The organism is Streptomyces longisporoflavus, from assembly GCF_014649775.1.
Taxonomy (GTDB): Bacteria; Actinomycetota; Actinomycetes; order Streptomycetales; family Streptomycetaceae; genus Streptomyces; species Streptomyces longisporoflavus.
Genome location: NZ_BMTR01000002.1, coordinates 264,364 through 286,196 on the forward strand (window position 1 = coordinate 264,364; position 21,833 = coordinate 286,196).

17 protein-coding genes are annotated in these 21,833 nt (G+C 69.6%); 11 read left to right on the top strand and 6 right to left on the bottom strand.

Annotated elements, in window-relative coordinates:
• Positions 1–122 precede the first annotated feature (122 nt).
• The 5 genes from IE226_RS05235 to IE226_RS05255 all read left to right on the top strand — a co-directional run bounded on the left by IE226_RS05235 (position 123) and on the right by IE226_RS05255 (position 4,740).
• Positions 123–1,469 carry an MFS transporter gene (locus tag IE226_RS05235; protein WP_190079803.1) on the top strand — a complete coding sequence of 449 codons (1,347 nt, stop codon included), beginning with the start codon at positions 123–125 and terminating at the stop codon, positions 1,467–1,469.
• A gap of 92 nt (positions 1,470–1,561) precedes the next feature.
• Positions 1,562–2,560 carry a nuclear transport factor 2 family protein gene (locus tag IE226_RS05240; RefSeq protein ID WP_190079804.1) on the top strand — a complete coding sequence of 333 codons (999 nt, stop codon included), beginning with the start codon at positions 1,562–1,564 and terminating at the stop codon, positions 2,558–2,560.
• 156 nt (positions 2,561–2,716) lie between these two features.
• Positions 2,717–3,160 (top strand): RrF2 family transcriptional regulator, encoded by a 444-nt coding sequence (locus IE226_RS05245; protein WP_190079805.1) that lies wholly within the window; start codon positions 2,717–2,719, stop codon positions 3,158–3,160.
• A gap of 79 nt (positions 3,161–3,239) precedes the next feature.
• Positions 3,240–4,427, top strand: a complete 1,188-nt coding sequence (locus IE226_RS05250) for a globin domain-containing protein (protein WP_190079806.1) — start codon at positions 3,240–3,242, stop codon at positions 4,425–4,427.
• A 7-nt stretch (positions 4,428–4,434) separates the two neighbouring features.
• Positions 4,435–4,740 carry a hypothetical protein gene (locus tag IE226_RS05255; protein ID WP_190079807.1) on the top strand — a complete coding sequence of 102 codons (306 nt, stop codon included), beginning with the start codon at positions 4,435–4,437 and terminating at the stop codon, positions 4,738–4,740.
• Positions 4,741–5,039: 299 nt separating this feature from the next.
• Here IE226_RS05255 and IE226_RS05260 read toward each other — a convergent pair whose 3' ends face one another.
• Positions 5,040–6,158 carry an FAD-dependent oxidoreductase gene (locus tag IE226_RS05260; protein ID WP_190079808.1) on the bottom strand — a complete coding sequence of 373 codons (1,119 nt, stop codon included), beginning with the start codon at positions 6,156–6,158 and terminating at the stop codon, positions 5,040–5,042.
• Between the two features lie 138 nt (positions 6,159–6,296).
• Here IE226_RS05260 and IE226_RS05265 point away from each other — a divergent pair, with 138 nt between their 5' ends.
• Complete coding sequence (locus IE226_RS05265; protein WP_190079809.1) at positions 6,297–6,983, top strand: TetR/AcrR family transcriptional regulator; 687 nt, start codon at positions 6,297–6,299, stop codon at positions 6,981–6,983.
• A 317-nt stretch (positions 6,984–7,300) separates the two neighbouring features.
• Here the strand turns inward: IE226_RS05265 and IE226_RS05270 are convergent, their stop codons facing one another.
• From IE226_RS05270 to IE226_RS05285, 4 genes are all read right to left on the bottom strand, one after another.
• The gene (locus IE226_RS05270; RefSeq protein ID WP_190079810.1) at positions 7,301–8,863 is read right to left on the bottom strand and encodes a glycoside hydrolase family 13 protein; all 1,563 of its coding nucleotides are present in this window, start codon (positions 8,861–8,863) and stop codon (positions 7,301–7,303) included.
• A gap of 66 nt (positions 8,864–8,929) precedes the next feature.
• A complete protein-coding gene (locus tag IE226_RS05275; protein ID WP_229870510.1) occupies positions 8,930–9,811 on the bottom strand; it encodes a carbohydrate ABC transporter permease in 882 nt (293 codons plus the stop codon).
• Positions 9,812–9,816: 5 nt separating this feature from the next.
• Positions 9,817–10,767: a carbohydrate ABC transporter permease gene (locus IE226_RS05280; RefSeq protein ID WP_190079811.1), complete on the bottom strand. Its 951-nt coding sequence runs from the start codon at positions 10,765–10,767 to the stop codon at positions 9,817–9,819.
• Complete coding sequence (locus tag IE226_RS05285) at positions 10,767–12,134, bottom strand: ABC transporter substrate-binding protein (protein WP_190079812.1); 1,368 nt, start codon at positions 12,132–12,134, stop codon at positions 10,767–10,769. The genes IE226_RS05280 and IE226_RS05285 overlap by 1 nt, the downstream gene beginning before the upstream one ends.
• Positions 12,135–12,538: 404 nt before the next feature.
• Here IE226_RS05285 and IE226_RS05290 point away from each other — a divergent pair, with 404 nt between their 5' ends.
• The 4 genes from IE226_RS05290 to IE226_RS05305 all read left to right on the top strand — a co-directional run bounded on the left by IE226_RS05290 (position 12,539) and on the right by IE226_RS05305 (position 20,430).
• A complete protein-coding gene (locus IE226_RS05290; protein ID WP_190079813.1) occupies positions 12,539–16,822 on the top strand; it encodes a discoidin domain-containing protein in 4,284 nt (1,427 codons plus the stop codon).
• 169 nt (positions 16,823–16,991) lie between these two features.
• Positions 16,992–18,017, top strand: coding sequence for a LacI family DNA-binding transcriptional regulator (locus tag IE226_RS05295; RefSeq protein ID WP_190079814.1), 1,026 nt, complete (start codon positions 16,992–16,994; stop codon positions 18,015–18,017).
• 116 nt (positions 18,018–18,133) lie between these two features.
• Entirely contained in the window at positions 18,134–19,303 is a 1,170-nt protein-coding gene (locus tag IE226_RS05300) for an acyltransferase family protein (RefSeq protein WP_190079815.1), read from the top strand.
• Between the two features lie 113 nt (positions 19,304–19,416).
• On the top strand, positions 19,417–20,430 hold the full coding sequence (locus IE226_RS05305; RefSeq protein ID WP_190079816.1) for a phosphotransferase family protein: 1,014 nt from the start codon (positions 19,417–19,419) through the stop codon (positions 20,428–20,430).
• 57 nt (positions 20,431–20,487) lie between these two features.
• On the opposite strand, the gene IE226_RS05310 is transcribed toward IE226_RS05305, so the two are convergent.
• Positions 20,488–21,198, bottom strand: a complete 711-nt coding sequence (locus IE226_RS05310; RefSeq protein WP_190079817.1) for a haloacid dehalogenase type II — start codon at positions 21,196–21,198, stop codon at positions 20,488–20,490.
• Between the two features lie 90 nt (positions 21,199–21,288).
• Here IE226_RS05310 and IE226_RS05315 point away from each other — a divergent pair, with 90 nt between their 5' ends.
• On the top strand, positions 21,289–21,828 hold the full coding sequence (locus tag IE226_RS05315; RefSeq protein ID WP_190079818.1) for a CGNR zinc finger domain-containing protein: 540 nt from the start codon (positions 21,289–21,291) through the stop codon (positions 21,826–21,828).
• Positions 21,829–21,833: the final 5 nt, after the last annotated feature.

A 21,833-nucleotide genomic window follows, 5' to 3' on the forward strand; every position in this document is an offset into this window, starting at 1 on the left:
GCCCGTGGAAATGCCCGCCGGAATGCGTCACTCCACCTCTTGACGGCCCCCGTCGCGCTCCTTAGTGTTCGGCGGAAGTTCATACGTATGCATAATCCTGAAACCGCGCGAACGGAGAAGCCATGTCCGCTGTAGCGCCGCCCACCACCGCAGTCGGCCCCCAAGGGACCGAGGCGGAGAAGCGGAAAGCGATACGCCGAGCCATCGGCGCGGGAAGCATCGGAAACTTCGTCGAACAGTTCGACTACGGCCTCTACGGCTACATGGCGCCGGTCCTGGCCCCCGCCTTCTTCCCGCAGAGCAACCAGGCCGCGGCCGTCCTGAGCACGTACGCGATCATCGCCATCGCCTGCCTGTTCCGCCCCCTGGGCGGCACTCTCGTCGGCCGCTGGGGCGACCGGGTGGGCCGCAAGAAGACGCTGCTGTGGACCATCGTGTTCATGGGCGTCACCACGGCCATGATCGGCGCCCTGCCGACGTACCAGCAGATCGGGATTTTCGCGCCCCTGCTCCTGCTGTTCCTGCGCGTCATCCAGGGCATGGTCTCGGGCGGGGAGTACGTCGGAGCGGTGGCCTTCATCGTGGAGTGGGCAGAGCCCAAGCGGCGCGGTTACTACGCCTCGTACGCCTCCAACAGCTGCTTCCTCGGCATCCTCGCCGGGGCGGGCACCGCCGCGCTCACCAGCTGGCTGTTCGAGGGGCCCACGCTGGACTCGTGGGGCTGGCGCATCCCGTTCCTGCTCGCGCTGCCGCTGAGCGCGGTCGGGATCTGGCTGCGGCAGCGCATCGACGAGTCACCCGAGTTCATCCGCGCCACCGAGGGCGGCGCCGGCGTCGTCAAGGCGCCGATCCGGGACGCGCTGCGCACGCAGTGGCGGCCGATCCTCACCTTCTGCGGCGTCTCGGTCATGCTCGCGATCCTGTCCTACACCTGGGTCACGTTCTATCCCGAGTACCTGACCGGCACGCTGGGCCTGCCCCGCTGGATGGCCCTGACGTCCAACGCCATCTCCGTGGCCGTGCTCATCCCGCTGCTGCCGCTCGCCGGCACCATCTCGGACCGGATCGGCCGCAAACCGATGCTGATCTCCGGCGCCGTCGCGTGCATCGTCCTGGTCCCGCTGGCCTTCTGGGTGGGCGAGGGCGGCACCTTCGGCGCGGCCGTCGCCAGCCAACTGATCTACATCATCCCCGAGTTCTTCCTGACCGGCATCGTCACGGTCTGCACGGCCGAACTCTTCGCGACGCGCAGCCGGTTCAGCGCCAGCGCCATCGCGTACAACAGCTCGTTCTCCATCTTCATGGGCATCACGCCGTTCGTCGCGGCCCTGCTCGTCAGCAGCTTCGACACGATCTACGCCGTGTGGGTCTACCTCGCGGCAGCCGCGCTCCTGGCCCTCGTGGTCGTGAGCACCTTCATGACGGAGACATACCGGACCCACCTGGGTGCGGACAAATTCACCACCTGACCGACTCCCCTGCCACACCTTCCGCACTTCGTATGCATACGCATACGCATCCACGCGGACACACAGCCGACAGAACGAGAAAGGTACCCATCATGTCCCTCGACCCCGCCGCCTACCTCCCCTACAAGGACCCCGACGACTTCATCCGCGAGGTCACCGACCGCATCTGGGTCGGCCGCGACATCTCCTACATCGTCGACAACTACGAGCCGGACTCGATCGTCCACACCAGTCTCGGCACCGTGGTGGGCCGCGACGGCGTGATCGAGGGCACGACGATGCGCATGGGCAGCACGCCCGGCCACATCGGTCAGGCCGAGGACGTGGTGTGGGAGGCGCGCGGAAACGACGCCTTCCTCAGCTCTCACCTCGTCTTCTCGGCCGACGAGCACCTGGTGGACGGGCGGAACATCCGCATCCGCAAGCGCACGGTCGCCAACTGCCTCTACCGCCGCGGCCGGATGGTCGAGGAGTGGGTGGTCCGCGACGAACTGGCCACCTGTCTGCAGAGCGGCATAGACCCCGACGAGGCGGCACGCGCCCTGCAATTCCAGGGGTACAGCGGGTCGATGACCGAGGAGCCGCCCAAGGACGTCCTGCTCGCGGGCGTCAGCGGGCCGCGGCCCGACGAGTTCCGGCCCGAGTGCGAGATGGTCCTCGAGTTCATGGACGAGGTGTGGACGCAGCGCCGGCTGCAGAAGGTCAACGACTTCATGACCCGTGACCTCTTCCTGCACACCGTCGGCGACCGGACCGTCATCCGCCCCGAGCGCTACCAGAGCGATCTGATGGCCATGGTCGCCGCTTTCCCCGACGCCCGGTTCGAGGTCCGGGACGTGCAGACCAACTTCTCGCCGCGCTACGCCGGCCTGCGGGTGGCCGTCACCTGGACGATGCACGGCACCTACCGGGGCACTCCGGACTTCGGCCGGCTCACGAATCAGCCGGTGACGATGCTCGGCGTCTCCCAGTTCCTGATCCAGGACGGCCGCATCGTGCGGGAGTTCCGCGTCTACGACGAGATCTCGCTGCGGGCCCAGATCAACAGCACGCGGGGCGACGGCCCGGCGGTGGAGGCCAACATCTACTGACCGCCACCTCCTGTCCGGGCGCGGACAGAGGCAGCAGGACATGGCGAGGGGCCCCGGGCAACCGGGGCCCCTCGCCATGTCCGGTTACCGACCCCGCGGGCGACCCGGCCCCGCTTTTAATTTGCCTTTCAGATGCAACATTTATAGCGTGCGGCCATGCGGCTGACACGGTTCACGGATCTGGCTCTGCGCGTACTGATGCGCCTCGCCGTCGAGGAGGGGGACCTGCCCACCACGCGCGAGGTCGCCGCCGCCATGGACGTGCCGTACACGCACGCGGCGAAGGTCGTCGCCAAGTTGCAGCACATGGGTCTGGTCGAGGCGCGGCGCGGCCGGGGCGGCGGGCTCGCGCTGACCGCGGCGGGGCGCGTGGCCTCGGTCGGCGGGCTCGTGCGCGAGCTCGAAGGGCCGGGAGAAGTCGTGGACTGCGACGGAGCGACGCCGTGTCCGCTCCGGTCCGCGTGCCGCCTGCGCGGAGCGCTGCGCCAGGCACAGGAGGCGTTCTTCGCAGCGCTCGATCCACTCTCGCTCGACGACCTCACCAAGTCACCCACCGGGCCGCTCCTGGTCTCGCTCTCCCCCACGCCCCGCACGGACTGACCGCACCACCACGGATCGGCGGCCGGCACCGCCGCACGCCTCAAAATACGAATCTAATATGCACATTAAGGAGTCGTTGATGCTCACCGAGCCTTCGGCCGCCGTCGTCCGCGCCACGCTTCCCGCCATCGGCGCCGCCATCGAGGACATCACCGAGCGCTTCTACGGGAAGCTGTTCGCGGCCCACCCGGCCTTGCTGCGCGACCTGTTCAACCGCGGCAACCAGGCCGCCGGCACCCAACGCCGGGCGCTCGCGGGCTCCATCGCGGCGTTCGCCGCCCACCTGGTCGAGCACCCCGACGACCGGCCCGACGTGATGCTGCGCCGGATCGCGAACAAGCACGCCTCACTCGGGGTGCGGGCCGACCAGTACCCGATCGTGCACCAGCACCTGTTCGAAGCCATCGCCGAGGTGCTCGGCGACGCGATCACGCCCGAGGTCGCCGCCGCCTGGGACGAGGTGTACTGGCTGATGGCGAACGCCCTGATCACGATCGAGGCCGGTCTGTACGCGCGGCAGGGCGTGGTCGACGCCGACGTGTGGCGGACGTGGGAGGTGGTGGACCGCACCGAGGAGACGCCTCTGGTCGCGTCGTTCCTGCTGCGCCCGGCCGACGGCGGCCCGGTCCCCGCGTTCCGGGCCGGGCAGTACGTCTCCGTACAGGTCCAACTGGCCGACGGCGCACGGCAGATACGCCAGTACAGCCTGATCGGCGCGCCGTCCGCCACCACCCGCGCGATCGCGGTCAAACAGGTCGCGGGCACCGGCGCCGGGCCCGACGGCGAGGTCTCGCACCACCTGCACACGCACGTCCGCCGGGGGGACCTGCTGCGCGTCTCGGCGCCCTACGGCGACCTCGTCCTGGAACCGGGCGACGCACCCCTGCTGCTCGCCTCCGCGGGGATCGGCTGCACGCCCATGCTGGCCATGCTGGAAGAGCTGGCGGCAGCCGGACACCGGGGCCCCGTGACGGTCGTGCACGCCGACCGCTCACCCGACAGCCACGCCCTGCGCGCCCACCACGCCGTCCTGGCGGCCAAGCTCCCCGCCGGCACAGCCCGCTTCTGGTACGAACAGCCAGGCTCCGGACACCACACCGGCCGCGTCGATCTCACCGACGTCCCCGTGGCGCCGGGCACCCGCGCCTATCTCTGCGGGCCGCTGCCCTTCATGCGCGCGGTGCGCGGGCAGCTCCTCGGCAAGGGGGTGGCGGCCGCCGACATCCACTACGAGGTGTTCGGCCCCGACCTGTGGCTCGCGTCATGATGACGCCATGGCGGCAGAGGACATGCAGTACACCGACGACGGCCATTTCGTCGTCATCAAGGGCAGGCGCTGGCGAGCCACCGACCCCCGCCTGCCCGCCGGAGTGGAAGAACGCCTGACCCGCCACCTGATGTCGGCCCGCCGGGCCGTGGCCGCCGCGGGCGACGACGAAGCGGCACGCAAGGCCGCCCGGGCACGCGTACAGCTCGCCAAGACGGGCCTCGGGGAACGCGGCACGCCCTGGTGGGAGCAGACCCTCGCCGAGCGGCGCCGACGCTGGAACGACTGCCTGCGGCAGCTGGAAGAGCGATAGCAGCGAACAGCCGCAGTGTGCCGCAGTTCACCCCGACGGCCCCTCCGGCCAGGAACATCCGGGCCCGGGCCGTCGTTCTTCTGGGTGTGGCTGCGGAGGGGACAGTGTCCCCGGGCCTCACCTATAGCCCATGGGGAAGATCGTTCGGCTGAAGCCCCATGGAGCCTTTCGCCGAGAGGCGACCGCCCTCCGCGTGCCACGCTCTACGGCCCCGGCTGGTCTCCCCCGTCCAGCCGGGGCTTCTTCATGCCCGGCGTGCTTGCGGGCTCGCGGTGCAGCCCTCGTCCGCCGCACATCCGCTACTCGCCCTCGGCGAACATCCTGAGCAGGCCGTGCGGCGCCTCGTCGCCGTAGAGCAGCTCGAGGAGCTGGTTGCCGTCGGTGGCGGACGCGGCACTGCGGGGGAACATGGCCTGTTCGTACGCGGTGAGCGCGGTCTCGATGTCGTCGGGGTGCGCTGCGATGGCCTTGCCGAGTTCGGCGCCGTCGTACATGGCCAGGTTGGCGCCCTCGCCGTTCGGGGCCGCGAGGTGGCCGGCGTCGCCGAGCAGGGTCACGCCCGGCACCCGGTCCCAGCGGTGATCGGCGGGCAGGGCGTTGAGGGTGCGCAGGACCGGTGCGGTCTCACCGTCGGTGATCAGCGCGGTGAGCTCCGGTGCCCAGCCCTCGAATTCCCGCGCGATCCGCGCGGCGGCAGCGGCGGGATCGGCGAAATCGATGGCGTCGAACCACTCCTGCGGCTCGGAGAGCACCACATAGGTGTGCAGGGTCCCGCCGCTCTCCCGGTGAGCCTGGATGCCCTTGCCGGGCGCGAGCGCGAACATGGACCCGCCGCCGACCGCCTTCGCGCAGGCCGGGTGCCGGGCGTCGGCGTCGTACAGGTACGTCTCGACGAACGATCTGCCGATGTACGAGGGCCTCGCGTCGGAGAGCAGCGGGCGCACCCGCGACCATGCGCCGTCCGCGCCCACGAGGAGGTCCGTGACGGCGGTGGTGCCGTCGGCGAAGCTCACCTCGTGGCGCCCCCCGCCCAGGGCGCGGACACCGTCGACCTTGTGTCCCCAGCGGACGGTGCCGGCCGGGAGTGAGTCGAGCAGGACGCGCCGCAGTTCGCCGCGGAGCACCTCGGGGCGTCCGCGCTCGCTGTCGTCGTCGAACAGGACGGCCCCGTCCGTGTCGAGGACGCGGGTGGCCTCGCGGCCTTCCAGGACGAGACCGCGGAACTCGTCCGTCAGGCCTGCCGCCCGGAGCGCCGGCTGGCCGGTGTCCTCGTGGATGTCGAGCATTCCGCCCTGGGCGCGCGCCGCCGCGGAGGCCTCCGCCTCGTAGACCGTGGCCGGTATGCCGTGGACATGCAGGACGCGGGCGAGCGTGAGGCCGCCGAGTCCGGCGCCGATGATCGTGACGTGGGTGCTCATGGCAGTACTCCTTTCGTGTGCGCCCGCCGGTGCAGGCCGGCAGGACATCTCTGGAATGACGTTCCAGAGACAGACTGGAACTCCGTTCCAGCGATGTCAAGCTGGAACGGGATTCCAGAGCTGTGCCAGGATGTGCGCATGGCAACCAGGACGCGTCGCACAGAGCGACGGGAGGAACCGCTCTCCCGGGAACGCATCGTCGAGGCGGCGATCGAGCTGCTCGACACGGTGGGCGAGCGCGGGCTCACGTTCCGCACCCTGGCCGAGCGCCTCACCACAGGACCCGGCGCGATCTACTGGCACGTCACGGGCAAGGAGGAACTGCTCGGCGCCGCCACCGACGCCGTCGTCGCGGGCACCATGCCCGCAGGACCCGCCGATACGACACCGCAGGAAGCGATCCGCGTCCTCGCGCTCGGCGTCTTCGACGCGATCGAGACACACCCCTGGATCGGCGACCAACTCGCCCGCTCCCCCGGCAAGTCGCCGATGCTGCGCGTCTTCGAACACCTCGGACGCCAGGTCCAGGCCCTCGGCGCGCCCCCCGCCTTCCAGTTCACCGCCACGTCCGCGCTGCTCAACTACATCGTCGGGGTGGGCGGACAGAACGCGGCCGACGCCCGCGCGCACCACGCACGCACCCCCGACACGAGCCGGGCCGAGTTCCTCGACGACGCCTCCGCCGCATGGGCGGACCTCGACCCCGTCGAGTACGCGTTCACCCGCAGTGTCGCCGGCCAACTGCGCGAGCACGACGACCGCACGGAGTTCGTCGCCGGCATCGACCTCATCCTCACCGGCATCACCCACCGGCAGCCGGGCTGAACACGCCGATCCGCGGGGCGTGTGGGCCGACGGTACAGGTGGTGGTGTCCTTCAACCGCAGGATTTGCGCCTCGCCCTCGCCTTCGTCCCCGCCGGGAGCGGCGCCGTCCAGGCGCCGGGTGGCGCCCGGGTCCGCGGTGACCCAGCCGTTGCTGGTGCCCTCGGGCGCCGACAGGGGGCCGCCGTCCTCCCCTACCGCGCCTGCGCCACTCGCCGGCTGGAGATCAGCAGGCCGGTTCCGAGGGTGGCGGCCAGAGCCGAGTGCAAGGCCCTGCTCCGCCCCGCCGGAAGAGGTGCGGCCTGGCCGCGGGTGCTCCTTAGACCCGCAGCCAGACCGCCGTGTCCTGTGGCAACTGCCCCCGCGGGGACAAGGGGCCGCTGGCCAGCAGGAGTTCGGTGTCGGCGGGCAGCGCCACGTCGTCCGGGCCGAAGTTGGCCAGGCAGAGCCAGGTCGTGCCGTCCCGCTCGGAGGTGCGGGCGAAACAGAGCACCCGCGGCTCCTCGGCGCGCAGCCGGCGCAGCGGTCCCGCGTCGCCCAGGGAGCGCCGCAGCCGCAGTGCCGTGCGATACAGGCAGAGCATCGATTCCGGGTCGCGCGCCTGCCGTTCGGCGGCGTAGGCGGACCAGCCGGGCGGCACCGGAAGCCAGCTGCGCTCCGGGGTGCCGTCCCAGGGCAGCGGTACCCGGCAGCCGTCCCGGCCCGGGTCCACTTTGCCGGAGCGTGCGTACATCGGGTCCTGGATGCGCTCGCGCGGTATGTCGACCTCGGGCAGCCCCAGTTCCTCGCCCTGGTAGAGATAGACGGAACCGGGCAACGCCAGGGTGAGCAGGGCTGCGGCGCGCGCCCTGCGGGTGCCGAGTTCCAGATCGGTGGGGACCCCGAAGCGTTTGCGCTCGAAGGCGAAGCCGGTGTCCTCGGCCCTGCCGTAGCGGGTGACCGTGCGGGTCACGTCGTGGTTGGCAAGGACCCAGGTGGCGGGCGCGCCGACCGGGGCGTGGGTGGACAGGGTGAGGTCGATCGACTCCCACAGCTGGGCCGGGTCCCAGGGCCGGGAGAGGAAGTCGAAGTTGAAGGCGGTGTGCAGCTCGTCGGGGCGCAGGTAGCGGGCGAACCGCTCGGCGTCCGGCAGCCAGATCTCGCCGATCAGCGCGGCTCCGTACTCGTCGGCGATCCGCCGCCAGGAGCGGTAGATGTCGTGCAGCCCGGGCTGGTCGTGGAAGGGGTGCGGACGTGCCGGATCCATGGAGGGCAACCCGTCGGCCTTGGCGAGCAGCGCCGCGGAGTCGATGCGTACGCCGGACGCCCCGCGCTCGAACCAGAAGCGCAGGACGTCCTCGTGTTCCTGGCGGACCTTGGGGTGGCTCCAGTTGAGGTCGGGCTGCTCGGGCGCGAACAGGTGGAGGTACCACTCGCCGTCCTCCGTGCGCGACCACGGCACCCCGCCGAACTCGCCGACCCAGTCGTTGGGCGGCTGTGCCGAGTACGGACGGAAGTGGAACAGTTCCCGCTCCGGGGAGCCGGGCCCGGCCGCAAGGGCCGACTTGAACCATTCGTGCTGGTCGGAGACGTGGTTGGGCACGATGTCCACGATGCAGCGCAGGCCGAGTTCCCGGGCCTCGGCGATCAGCTGCTCCGCCTCGCGCAGGCTGCCGAACGCCGGGTCGATGGTGCGGTAGTCGGCGACGTCGTAGCCGCCGTCGGCGAGCGGCGAGAGGTACCACGGGGTGAACCACAGGGCGTCCACGCCCAGTTCGGCCAGATAGGGCAGCCGGGCCCGGACACCGGCCAGGTCGCCGGTGCCGTCGCCGTTCCCGTCCGCGAAGGAACGGACGTACACCTGATAGATGGCAGCGCTGCGCCACCACTCCGTGCTGGGCAAGGGGGAGTCCTTTCGTACGGATCGCGTACGGACCTGAGGTCGGGCGGAAGTGGGGAAGAGCGCGGCTCAGCCCTTGAGGCTGCCGGCGCCGAGCCCGGCGACGATATGGCGCTGGAAGACCAGGAACAGCGCGATCAGCGGCAGGGATGCCATCACGAGTCCGGCCACCAGACTGTTCAGCGGGGTGTCCTGGGCCACGCGCTGGAGGAAGACGCTCAGCGGCTGCTGTGCCGGGTCGGGCAGGACGAGCAGCGGCCAGAGGAAGTCCTTCCAGGCCGTGACGATGGAGAGGATGGAGACCACCGCGAGGATCGGCCGGGCCAGCGGGAGCACGATGCGCCACATGGTCGTGACCGGGCCCGCGCCGTCCACCTTCGCCGCGTCGAGGAGCTCGTCGGGGATCCGGTCGAAGAAGTTCTTCAGGATGTAGATGTTGAAGGCGTTGGCGGCCGCCGGCAGCCAGACCGCGCTGGGGCTGTTGATCAGATTGCGGTTGAAGAGCGGAACGTCCACCACGGTGAGGTAGACCGGCACGAGCAGGGCGGTGGCGGGCATCATCAGGGTCACGAGCATCAGGCCGAGCACCACGTTGCCGAACCGCGGGCGCAGTTTGGACAGCGCGTACGCGGCCGGTACCTGCACCGCCAGCTGCACAAGCCAGGCGCCGCCGGCCAGGACGACCGTGTTGAGGAAGTAGTCGGCCAGGTCCATCTCGCGCCACGCCTTGGCGTAGTTCTCGGGGTGCCAGCTCTCCGGTATGTAGGTGGGCGGGTTCTGCGCCAGCTCGGTGGAGGACTTCATGGCGCCGGTCGCGGCCCAGTACAGCGGCACGACGAAGGCCACCGTGAACAGCGCGAGCGCGACGGCGAGCATCGACCAGTAGATGAGCCGGCCCTTGCGCGTCCTGAGAACGGCGGGGCGCACGAGGGTGCGCATCGAGGCGGACATCCTGCTCACTCCTTCGAGGCGCGGGTGAGGCGCAGATAGAGGGCGGAGAAGGCGCCCAGGACGATCAGGAGCAGCAGGCTCAGCGCGCTGGCGGTGCCGAAGTCGTTGTAGACGAAGGCATAGCGGTAGACCAGGAACATGACGGTCACCGTGGAGTCCTCGGGGCCCCCGCCGGTCATCACGTACGGCTCGGTGAACACCTGCATCGTCGCGACGATCTGGAGCAGCAGCAGGACAAGCAGAACGAACCGGGTCTGCGGGACGGTGACGTGGCGCAGGCGCTGCCACACGTTGGCGCCGTCCAGTTCCGCGGCTTCGTACAGCTCGCCGGGGATGGTCTGCAGGGCGGCCAGGTAGATCAGGGTCGTGGTGCCCATGTTGGCCCAGGTCGAGACGATGACCAGGGAGATCAGCGAGGTGGACGAGGAGTCGAGCCAGGCCGAGGTCGGCAGGTGCAGCGTGCGCAGGATTTCGTTGAGCAGCCCGGGGCCCGGGTCGTAGAACCACTTCCACATCAGCGCCACCACCACGGGCGGCAGCATCACCGGCAGGTAGACCAGGATCCGGAAGTACGCCCTCGCGTGGCGGAACTCGTTGAGGAGCACCGCGGTCAGGAAGGGCACCGCGAAGCCGAGCAGCAGCGCGTACAGGGTGAACAGGCCGGTGTTCTTCCAGGCGGTGAGGAACAGCGGGTCGTTGAACAGCTTCTCGAAGTTGTCGGCGCCGACCCAGGTGTTGCCGGTGGCGAAATTGACTTCCTGGAAGCCGAGGAGCACGTTGCGGATGATCGGCCACCACGAGAACAGGGCGAAGATCACCACGGCCGCGCAGAGGAACCCGTAGGCCGTCATGTGTTCGCGCAGTGCGCGGCGCCGGGCCGCCCGCCGCCGCTGGGGGGCGGGCGGCAGCGGGGGCGCGGCCACGGGCCGGGGGGATGTCTTCAGGGACATGCTCATCAGGAGCCGCTGTAGATCGCGTTGACCTTCTTCTCGGCGTCGTCGAGAAGCGCGTCGATGTCGGTGTCCTTCTTGGTGAGGACGGACTGCATCGCCGAGTCGAGGATCGCGTAGACCTCCTGGGCTCTGGGCGGCTCGATCACGCCGGGCACCTCGGGCGCGGAGTCCATGAACGCCTGGTAGTTGCCGGTCGGCATGTTGGCGTTCTCTTTCTTGACCTGCTCGACCTGCTCGCGGACGGAGCCCTCGAAGACGTCGGGCACCATGGGCATCGGGATGCCGACCGGGAGCTTGGCCTTGGCGTAGTCGGCGACGTTCTTCTCGATGAGCTCGGGGTTGAGGTAGCGCCACTGGATCCACTTGACGCCGGCCTTGATCTTCTCCGGGGACGCCTTGGGGTTGATCATGTAGCCCTCGCCGCCGAGCAGCGTGCCCTTCGCGTCGGGGACCGGGGCCAGGGCGTAGTCCTCGTACTTCCCGCCGAACTGCTTGGCGATGACGGTGATGTTGTCGGCCGCCGAGACGTACATGCCGAGCTTGCCCGAGCCCATCATCCGCTGCACGTCCTCGACCTGGAGCAGCTGCTTGCTGCCCATCGAGTTGTCCTTCCAGCGCATGTCGTACAGGTCCTGGAAGGTGGCCTTGCCCTCGGGGGTGTTGAACGCGGCCTTCCACTTGCCGCCGCTCTGCGTGGCGATCTTGCCGCCGCGGGAGTACAGCTCCGCCGTGTAGTGCCAGCCGCCCTGGTTGTTCTTGGAGAAGTCGGCGTAGCCCACCGTGTTGTCGCCGAGCGCGGCGATCTTCTTGGCGGCCTTGCGGACGTCCGCCCAGGTCTTGGGCGCCTTGTCGGGGTCGAGGCCGGCCTTCTCGAACAGCGCGCGGTTGTAGACCAGGCCCATCGAGTAGTTGGACGTCGGCAGGCCGTACTGGCGGCCCTCGTCGTCCTGGAAGATCTTCATCAGCGGGTCCTGGATGTCGTCGCGGTGCGGCATGTCCTTGACGGCGTCCGTGATGTCCGCTGCCTGCTTCTTCTCGATCAGGGAGCGCGTGTCGGTGAAGTAGACGTAGAAGACGTCCTCCAGCTTTCCGCCGGCCAGCTTCGCGTTGAAGGTCTTCGGGTCCATGAAGCCCTCGTGCGGCACGATGTCGATGTCCGGGTTGGCCTTCTCGAACTGCTTCACGTGCTTGTCGAAGAGCGTGCGCTCGAAGGCCTGGGTCTTGGGCGGCTGCCCGTTGACGTCGAGCTTCACCTTGCCGCCGGAATCCGATTCGCTTCCGTCGCTGCTGGTGCCGCAGGCGGACAACGAAACCAGCGAAAGAACGGTCGCTGTGGCGAGCGCAAGCGTGCGCCGGCGTGTGAATGACATCAGGGGACCCCCTCCGGGTCGTGCTTTACGGCGCGGTGCCGCCCTGTTCGGGCGGGGCGGCAGCGCACCCCTCACGGGCACGGTCGGCTCGCCGTGGTGCTGTGGGTGCCGGGTGCGGCGCATACTCAACCACCGACGTAACCCGTGCGCAATATATTGAGCGCAAGTTGCAAAAACTGTATTGACTCCGGAGAGCGTTGCTACCGCAAGACGACTGCTACCGGATGGACCGCCCGCCATGCCTGCGACGGGCGGTGACCGCCGAGCCAGGGGCGCCGGGACGGCGGCAAGGGCACGGTCACGAGTTCCACTTCGGCTGTAGTCAACTCGACACTTCTCTGCAATTCTCCCACTTCTCAACGCGAAAACGTGCGCGTTACGAGAGTGAGGGAGTCGCACGAGCCATGAGACGCATCAGAGACGCCCGGGGCCGGGCCCGAAGATCCCGCTGGTGGTGGCGGCCGTTCGCCGCCGCGCTCACCGCGACCCTGCTTCTGCTCGGCCTGCCCGCCCTCTCCGCCTCGGCCGCGGGCGGCCCCGACCAGGCGGCGGGCAAACCGGCCAAGGCGAGCAGCGCCAAGGAGGGGCGCGGCGCAGGCCAGATCACCGACGGCAACGCGGGCTCGTACTGGGAGAGTTCGTCGTCCGACTTCCCCCAGTGGGTCCAGGTCGACCTCGGGCGCGCCACCCGCGTCGACGAGGTGGTCCTCAAGCTGCCCTCGGCCTGGGAGCCCCGCAAGCAGACCCTGTCCGTGCAGGGCAGCGCGGACGGCTCCGGCTTCGGCACCCTCGCCGCATCGGCCGCGCACTCCTTCGAACCCGGCTCGGGCAATACGGTGACGGTCCGCTTCGCGGCCGCACAGACCCGGTACGTACGGGTGCACATCACCGCCAACACCGGCTGGCCCGCCGCCCAGCTCGCCGAACTTCAGGTGTACGCCGCCGCCGACGCCTCGGTGAACCTGGCTCTGGGCAAGACGCTCAAGGCCGCGAGCCACACCCAGACGTACACCGCCGCGAACGCCAACGACGGCGACCGGTCCAGTTACTGGGAGAGCGAGAACGGCAAGCTGCCCCAGTGGATCCAGGCCGACCTCGGCACGACGACGCGGGTCGACGAGGTGGTCCTGCGGGTGCCCGGCAACTGGGGCGACCGCACCCAGACCCTCAAGATCCAGGGCAGTACGAACGGCTCGGACTTCACCGATCTGACCGCGTCCAAGGAGCACGCCTTCACCGCGGCGTCGGAGCACTCCTCGACGCTCTCCTTCGACTCGGCCACCACGCGCTACGTCCGTGTCCTGATCACCGCCAACACCGGACAGCCCGCGGGCCAGCTGTCCGAGCTGGAGATATACGGTCCCGCGGGCGGCGACACCCAGGCCCCCACCGCCCCCTCGAACCTCGCCTTCACCCAGCCTTCAAGCGGTGAGATCAAGCTGAGCTGGGGCGCCTCCGACGACGACAAGGGCGTAACGGCCTACGACGTCTACGCCAACGGGGACCTGCTCACCAGCGTCGCCGGTGACGTGCGCACGTACACCGACACGCGGCCGGCGAGCGCCGACGTCACCTACTACGTGCGCGCCCGCGACGCCGCCGGCAACGCCTCCGCCAACAGCAACTCCGTGATCCGCAAGGGCGATTCGGGCGACACCCAGGCCCCCACCGCCCCCTCGAACCTCGCCTTCACCCAGCCTTCAAGCGGAGAGATCAAGCTGAGCTGGGGCGCCTCGGACGACAACGTGAAGGTCACGGCCTACGACGTGTACGCCGACGGCAAGCTCCTGAAGTCCGTGGCCGGTGACGTGAGGACCTACACCGACACCCGGTCGGCCGGCGTCACGGTCTCCTACACGGTGCGGGCCCGCGACGCGGCCGGCAACGTCTCCGCGCACAGCAACACCGTGACCCGGCCCGGCGGCGGCAACAAGAACCTGGCCGAGGGCAAGCCGATCGCGGCCTCCTCGGTGATCCACACGTTCGTCGCCGAGAACGCCAACGACGGGCAGACGTCCACCTACTGGGAGGGCGCCGCGGGCAGCTACCCCCACACCCTGACCGTCAAGCTCGGCGCCAACGCCGACGTCGACGCGGTCGTCGTCAAGCTCAACCCGGACGCCGGCTGGGGCGCCCGCACCCAGAAGGTGCAGGTCCTCGGCCGGGAGCAGCAGGCCGCCGACTTCACCTCGCTGGTGGCGGAGAAGGAGTACTCCTTCAGCCCCTCGGGCAACCAGAACACCGTCACCATCCCGGTCTCGGCCAAGGTCGCCGACGTACGCCTGCGGTTCACCGCGAACAGCGGCGCCACCGCCGGACAGGTCGCCGAGTTCCAGGTCATGGGCGCCCCCGCGGCCAACCCCGACCTGGAGATCACCAAGCTGTCGTACGCCCCCGAGGCGCCGACCGAGACCGACGAGCCGACCCTGACCGCGATCGTGCGAAACCGCGGCAGCGAGGCCTCGACGGCAACCGACGCCACCTTCCGCCTCGGCGGCGACAAGGCGGGCACGGCGGCCGTGGGCGCACTCGGCGCGGGCGAGTCGGCGACGGTGAGCGCCAAGACCGATGCGCTCGCGGCGGGCTCATACCTCTTCAGCGCCGAAGTCGACGCGGAGAACAAGGTGATCGAGCAGGACGAGGGCAACAACACCCACACCAGTTCGAGCCCGCTGGTTGTCAAGCAGGTCGACTCGTCCGACCTGGTGGCATCGCCGGTGAGCTGGACCCCGTCCGCGCCCACCGCGGGCAAGGACGTCACCTTCAGCGTCGCGATCAAGAACCAGGGCAGCCAGGCGTCCGCGTCCGGCGCGCACGGCATCACCCTCCTCGTACAGGACGACAAGGGCGCCACGGTCAAGACCCTGACCGGCGCGCACAACGGCACCATCGGCGCGGGCGACACCACGGAGCCGGTCAAGCTCGGCACCTGGCAGGCCGCCAAAGGCCGCTTCACCGTCAAGACGGTCATCGCCGACGACGCCAACGAACTGCCGGTCAAGCGCGAGAACAACACCAGCAGCCGTTCGCTGTTCGTGGGCCGCGGCGCCGACATGCCCTACGACACCTACGAGGCCGAGGACGGTGTGCTCGCCGGAGGCGCGAAGACCGTCGGGCCCAACCGCACCGTCGGCGACCTCGCGGGCGAGGCGTCGGGCCGCAAGGCCGTCACCCTGAACTCCACGGGCGAATCCGTGGAGTTCACCGCCAAGCAGGACACCAACACCCTGGTCACCCGCTTCTCCATCCCCGACGCGCCGGGCGGCGGAGGCACCGAGGCGACCCTGAACATCTACGTCGACGGCACCTTCCGCAAGGCGATCGACCTCACCTCCAAGTACTCCTGGCTGTACGGGGACGAGGCCGCGCCCGGCAACTCGCCGGGCGCGGGACCGGCCCGGCACATCTACGACGAGGCGCACGTCCTGCTCGGCGGGACGGTCAAGGCGGGCAGCAAGATCAAGCTGCAGAAGGACAACGCCAACACCTCCCGCTACGCGATCGACTTCGTCGACCTCGAACAGGTGGCGCCGAAGGCCAACCCGGACCCGGCCGCCTACGTCGTGCCCGCCGGATTCGGCCACCAGGACGTGCAGAACGCCCTGGACAAGGTCCGCATGGACACCAGCGGCAAGCTGACGGGCGTCTACCTGCCCGCGGGTGACTACGAGACGGGCAACAAGTTCCAGGTCTACGGCAAGGCCGTCAAGGTGGTCGGCGCCGGGCCCTGGTACACCCGCTTCCACGCGCCCAAGTCCCAGGACAACACGGACATCGGGTTCCGGGCGGAGGCGAGCGCGAAGGGATCGTCCTTCTCGGGCTTCGCCTACTTCGGCAACTACACCTCGCGCATCGACGGCCCCGGCAAGGTCTTCGACTTCCAGAACGTCTCCGACATCACCATCGACGACATCTGGAACGAGCACATGGTGTGCCTCTACTGGGGCGCCAACACGGACCGCATGACCATCAAGAACTCGCGGATCCGCAACATGTTCGCCGACGGCATCAACATGACCAACGGCAGCACGGACAACCTGGTCGCCAACAACGAGGCAAGGGCCACCGGCGACGACAGCTTCGCCCTCTTCTCGGCGATCGACGCCGGGGGCGCGGACATGAAGAACAACGTCTACGAGAACCTGACCACGATCCTGACCTGGCGTGCGGCGGGCGTCGCCGTCTACGGCGGCTACAACAACACCTTCCGCAACATCCGTATCGCCGACACCCTGGTCTACTCCGGGATCACCATCTCCTCGCTGGACTTCGGCTACCCGATGAACGGCTTCGGTACCGATCCGACCACCTTCGAGAACATCACGATCGAACGGGCCGGCGGCACCTTCTGGAAGGGGCAGGACTTCCCCGCGATCTGGGCGTTCTCCGCGTCCAAGGTCTTCCAGGGAATTCGGGTGAACAACGTCGACATCATCGACCCCACGTATCACGGGGTGATGTTCCAGACGAAATACACGGGCAGCAATCCCGAGTTCCCCGTGAAGGACACCATCTTCACGGACGTGTCCATCTCGGGCGCACCGATCGGCATCTACGTCAACGAGATGCCGGAAGCGGGCCAGGGCCCCGCCGTGGGTGAAGCGACCTTCGTGCGGCCCGAGTTCAGCGGCAACGGACAGAACACCAAGAACGACACGTCGACGTTCAAGCTCACCCTGCAGCCCTGACCCGGCCCTGACCCACTGGAGAAGGATCAAGTCATAGGCGCACGGCCGTCCGGATTCCGGGCGGCCGTGCACATTGATCGCCGACCGTGCACATCGGTCGCCGGCCGTGCACACATTGATCGCCGCACGGACGCAACTGGCTTGCAACACTTGCGCTATTCTTGCGTTCATGACGCGACGACTTGCCCAAGTTGCGAAGAAGGTGGGAGTCAGCGAGGCGACGGTCAGCCGAGTCCTCAACGACAAGCCCGGCGTCTCCGACGCGACACGACAGTCCGTACTGACGGCACTGGACGTCCTCGGATACGAGAGGCCCACGCAGCTGCGCGGAGAGCGCGCCCGGCTCGTCGGTCTGGTCCTGCCGGAGCTGCAGAACCCGATCTTCCCCGCCTTCGCCGAGGTCATCGGGGGCGCGCTCGCCCAGCAGGGACTCACGCCAGTCCTTTGCACGCAGACCAGGGGCGGCGTCTCCGAGGCCGACTACGTGAACCTCCTGCTCCAACAGCACGTCTCCGGCGTGGTCTTCGCCGGAGGTCTCTTCGCGGAGGCCGACGCGCCGCACGACCACTACCGCCTGCTTGCGGACCGGAACATCCCGGTCGTCCTGCTCAACGCGTCGATCGAGGGCCTCGACTTCCCCTGCGTCGCCTGCGACGACGCCGTCGCCGTCGAACAGGCGTGGCGGCATCTCGCCTCGCTCGGGCACGAGCGGATCGGCCTGGTGCTCGGCCCCGCCGACCACATCCCCTCGCGCCGCAAGCTGGCGGCCGCCCGCGCGGCGGCCCGGGCCGCGGGCACGGAGCTGGCCGATGAGCACGTCGAGCGGTCGATCTTCTCGCTGGAGGGCGGCCAGGCCGCCACCGCGCGTCTCCTGGAGCGGGGGGTCACCGGCATCGTGTGCGGAAGCGACCCGCTCGCCCTCGGCGCGATCAGGGCGGCCCGCCGCCGGGGGCTTTCCGTACCGGCGGACGTGTCCGTCGTCGGCTTCGACGACTCGGCCTTCATGACCTGCACGGAGCCGCCGCTGTCGACGGTGCGCCAGCCCATCGAGGCGATGGGCCGCGCGGCGGTCGATCTGCTGTGCGCCCAGATCCGCGGAACCCAGCCCCACCCCGGCGAGCTGCTCTTCGAACCCGAACTCGTCGTCCGCGGTTCGACCGCGCAGCGGGCGGTCGCGCAACTGCCGGCCGGCTGACCGCGGCGTTGCCGCGTGTTGCCGATCCCCCTCGGATGAGTGAAGTCTTCCAGCAGAAGGGGGAGCGCGCGGGGATGTGCTGTGTCGACGGCCGTGCGGGGTGCTGTCGTCCATGCATGCGCAGCAGCAATCGGCAGTACCTCGTGTCCGTGGATCATCTGCGTGCCTACGCTGCCGTGCTCGTGCTCCTCTGCCACGGAACGCAGATGATCTCTCCCTTCCTCAGGGAGACCCCGAACAGCGATCCGCGCGGCTGGCTGTACACGGAGAACCCGCTGGGCACTCTGGTGCTGGAAGGCCATACCGGAGTGGCCCTCTTCATGGTGCTGTCCGGATTCATCTTCACCATCGGCACCCTGGGCAAGGACGTCCACTACGGCCGCTTCCTGGGCAACCGGGTCTTGCGGATCTTTCCGCTCTACATCGCGTTGATCATCCTGGGTGTCGGCGCGCACAAGCAGGGCGCGGACCTGCCGGCCGTAGTCCAGTCCCTGGCCGGTCTCGGGAACCTGCCCGGGTCCCTCAATTTGGGGGCGGTGTCGAAGATGTGGTGGGCCATCGCGGTAGAGCTCCAGTTCTACCTGCTGTTCCCGCTGTTCAGCAGGATGCTCACCAAGCACGGGCCCACGGCTCTGTTCAAGCTCCTGGCCGCCATCGCCGTGCTCCGCACCCTGGTGTGGGCCTCGGCCACCGGCAGCATCAACGTGAACTCGATGCTCTACTACAGTCTCGCGGGCAGGATCGACCAGTTCCTGCTTGGCATGGTGGCCGCCTGGTTCTTCGTGCACCACCGGGAACGGTTCCAGGGCCTTCTGAAGGTGGCCGTCGCCACGACCATGGTCACCGGCGCGGTATGGGCCTTCAACCAGACCCACTCCTTCCAGGAAGGGCACGCCGCGCGTCTGCTCTGGGTCGACGTCGAAGGAGCCCTGTGGTCCCTGGTGGTGCTGACCTATGTGGCCACCGTCTCCTCGACGGGCCTCGTGTCCAGGGGCATCGCCAAGGTCGGCGAAATGAGCTTCTCCGTCTACCTGCTCCACTACATGATCATCACCGCGCTGATCTCACGCCACTGGTGGTTCGAGCCGACGGGGCGCCCGGTGGTGGACGCCTTCCTCACCGCGACCGCGGCAGTCCTGCCCATCACACTGGCCGCGGCCGTGGTCACGTACAACGGCATCGAACGCCCCTTCCTCCGCTGGCGTCGCGCCTACCTTCTGCCGGACCAGCCCAAGACCGCGGCAGAGGCCCCGGCCCCCAAGACGGCACTCGTATCACCCCGGTAACCGGGCCTTCTCCGTCCTCTCGCGTATTAACCTTGTCAACTCAGCCCTGCAACCGCCCAGTTGGTGAGCGTGATCCGCTCCCGGGAGGCCGATGGAGCGACGGAGGAGCACCTGTGGACCCGGTCCTTGAACCCTCGGTGGCCGGCGCGCTCGCCGCCGCCGGCGTCGCCGCGGACGATGTCGCGAAGTGCGCGCCGTTGACCGGGGGCACCTACAACACGGTGCGGCGGGTGACGCTGCGGGACGGGCGGCGCTGGGTCGTGAAGGTGCCGCCCTCCGGCAGCGGCGCGCCGTCACTTTCGTACGAGCACGATCTGCTGCGCGGCGAGAGCGTGTACTACGGTGCCGCGGCCGCCGTGCACCGGGCGCCGGTACCGCAGGTGGTGCACGCGGGGCTCGACGGTGAGCTGTCGGAGGTGTCCCACCTCGTCATGACCGAGCGCCCCGGGATCCCGTGGCACATGGTCGACGCAGAGCTGACCGCCGAGGAACGCGGGCGGCTGCGGCGGGAGTTGGGCGGAATCGTCGCCCGGCTGAACGCCGTGACGGGGGACGGGTTCGGGTACCCCTCCGGCGTGTTCGGGCCGCCCGCGGCGACCTGGCGCGAAGCCTTCACCGCCATGACGCGGGCCGTGCTCCACGACGCCCGGCGTTATGACGCACGTCTGCCGCGTCCCGTACCGGACGTGCGCGAGATACTCGCGTCGGCTGACGGCGTCCTCGACGAGGTCACCCGGCCCGCGCTCGTCCACTTCGACCTGTGGCAGGGCAACCTGCTGCTCGACGGCGCTCCCGGCGCCCGCACCATCGGCGGTGTCGTCGACGGGGAGCGCATGTTCTGGGGCGACCCGGTCGCCGAGTTGGTCTCGCTCGCCCTGTTCGACGACATCGAGGAGGACGAAGCGCTCCTGGCCGGATACGCCGGGGCCGGCGGGGACGTGCGGTTCACCGAATCCGTACGGCTGCGCCTGAATCTGTACCGCTGCTACCTCTACCTGATCATGCTGGTCGAGGTGGTCCCGCGCCGCTACTCGCGCGAGCAGCGGTCGCGGGCCTGGCGGCACGCGGGGCACGGTCTGACACAGGCGCTCATCGCCGTGCAGGAGGCCACCGGCAGCAGGCTGTGACGGTACGACCGGCCTCCCCCGTGCCGCCGCCTCTCCTGACCTGATCCGACGACGCCCCTACGCGGCCGCCAGTCCCGCGGCCAGTTCGTCCAGGCTCTGTGCCCGCCAGTCGAAGCGGTCGGTGCTCCGCGGCGGGTCCCCGACCGGCCGCCGCACATAGGCGGTTCGCATGCCGGCCGCGCGGGCTCCGCGAAGATCCCACGCGTGGGCGGCGACCATCAGCACCCGCTCGGGCGGGCAGCCGGTCGCGTCGATCGCCAGCCGGTAGACCTCCGGGGCCGGCTTGTAGGCGCGGGCGTCCTCGGCCGACAGGGCCTGGTGCCAGCGCAGCCCGGCGTGTGCGTTCAGTCGCAGCAGAGCCTTACGGCTGGCATGGGAAAGCCCCAGTACGGGAAACGCCCCCGCCAGGCGCGCGAGCCCGGCGACCGAGTCCTCCCAGGGCGTGAGGCGCTCCGCCGCCCTGGCCAGGCGGGTGACGGCCGCGGGATCGGTGAGGCCGGCATGCGCGGCCACGCGCTCCGCCGCCTCGCGGTCGATGACCTCGCTGTTGGCGTACGCCCGGCTCCCCTCCCCCATGCGCCGCTGCTCGCCTTCGACATGGTCCCGCCATGCCGTGAGCAGACGGTCGACCGTCGCTCCGTCGGGGGTCTCGCCGGACGCGGAGACCGCCTCGACCACGGCCGCGCGCAGCCCTCCCGACTCGTCCACCATCGTTCCGAGTACGTCGAAGACGACGGCCTCGATCCCGGCCTCGCTTGTCACGGACATCCGCTCCCCACCCCGCCCTCCCGCTCGGCGTCACCGGTTCAACAGGTGACGAGTGTTGCCCGGCCGGGCGTCACCGGTCAAGATGGTGACGTGCAATTCGCCTTCATGAGCGGCAACCCCGCCCTGGACCTGGTCGCCACCGTGGAGAGCCGCCACGACCGGCCCGCCGACCTCCTGACCACCCCCTCCGACCTCGAGCAGTGGGTCCTCGCCTGCGAGGAACTGCCCGACCAAGTGACCGCCGACCCGGCCACGTTCGCCTCCGCCCTGCTACTCCGCGAGGCCATCCACCGGCTCGCCCTGGACCGCATGCAGGGCCGCCACTACGGCCCGGCCGACCTGGACGTCCTCAACAACGCCGCCGCCGGGCCGCCTCCCACCGCCCGGCTCAGCGACACGGGCCTGCACCTGCACGGCGACCTGCCCTCCGCACTGGCTCACGTCGCCCGCCGAGCCATCACCCTGCTCGCCGACCACGACAACTGCCTCAAGGAATGCAGCCGACCGAGCTGCTCCCGCCTCTACCTCGACCGCTCGCGCGGCGCCCGCCGCAATTGGTGCGGCATGCAGGCCTGCGGCAACCGCGTCAAAGCCGCCGCCTACCGCGCCCGAAAGCACAGCACGCCGTGACCCGG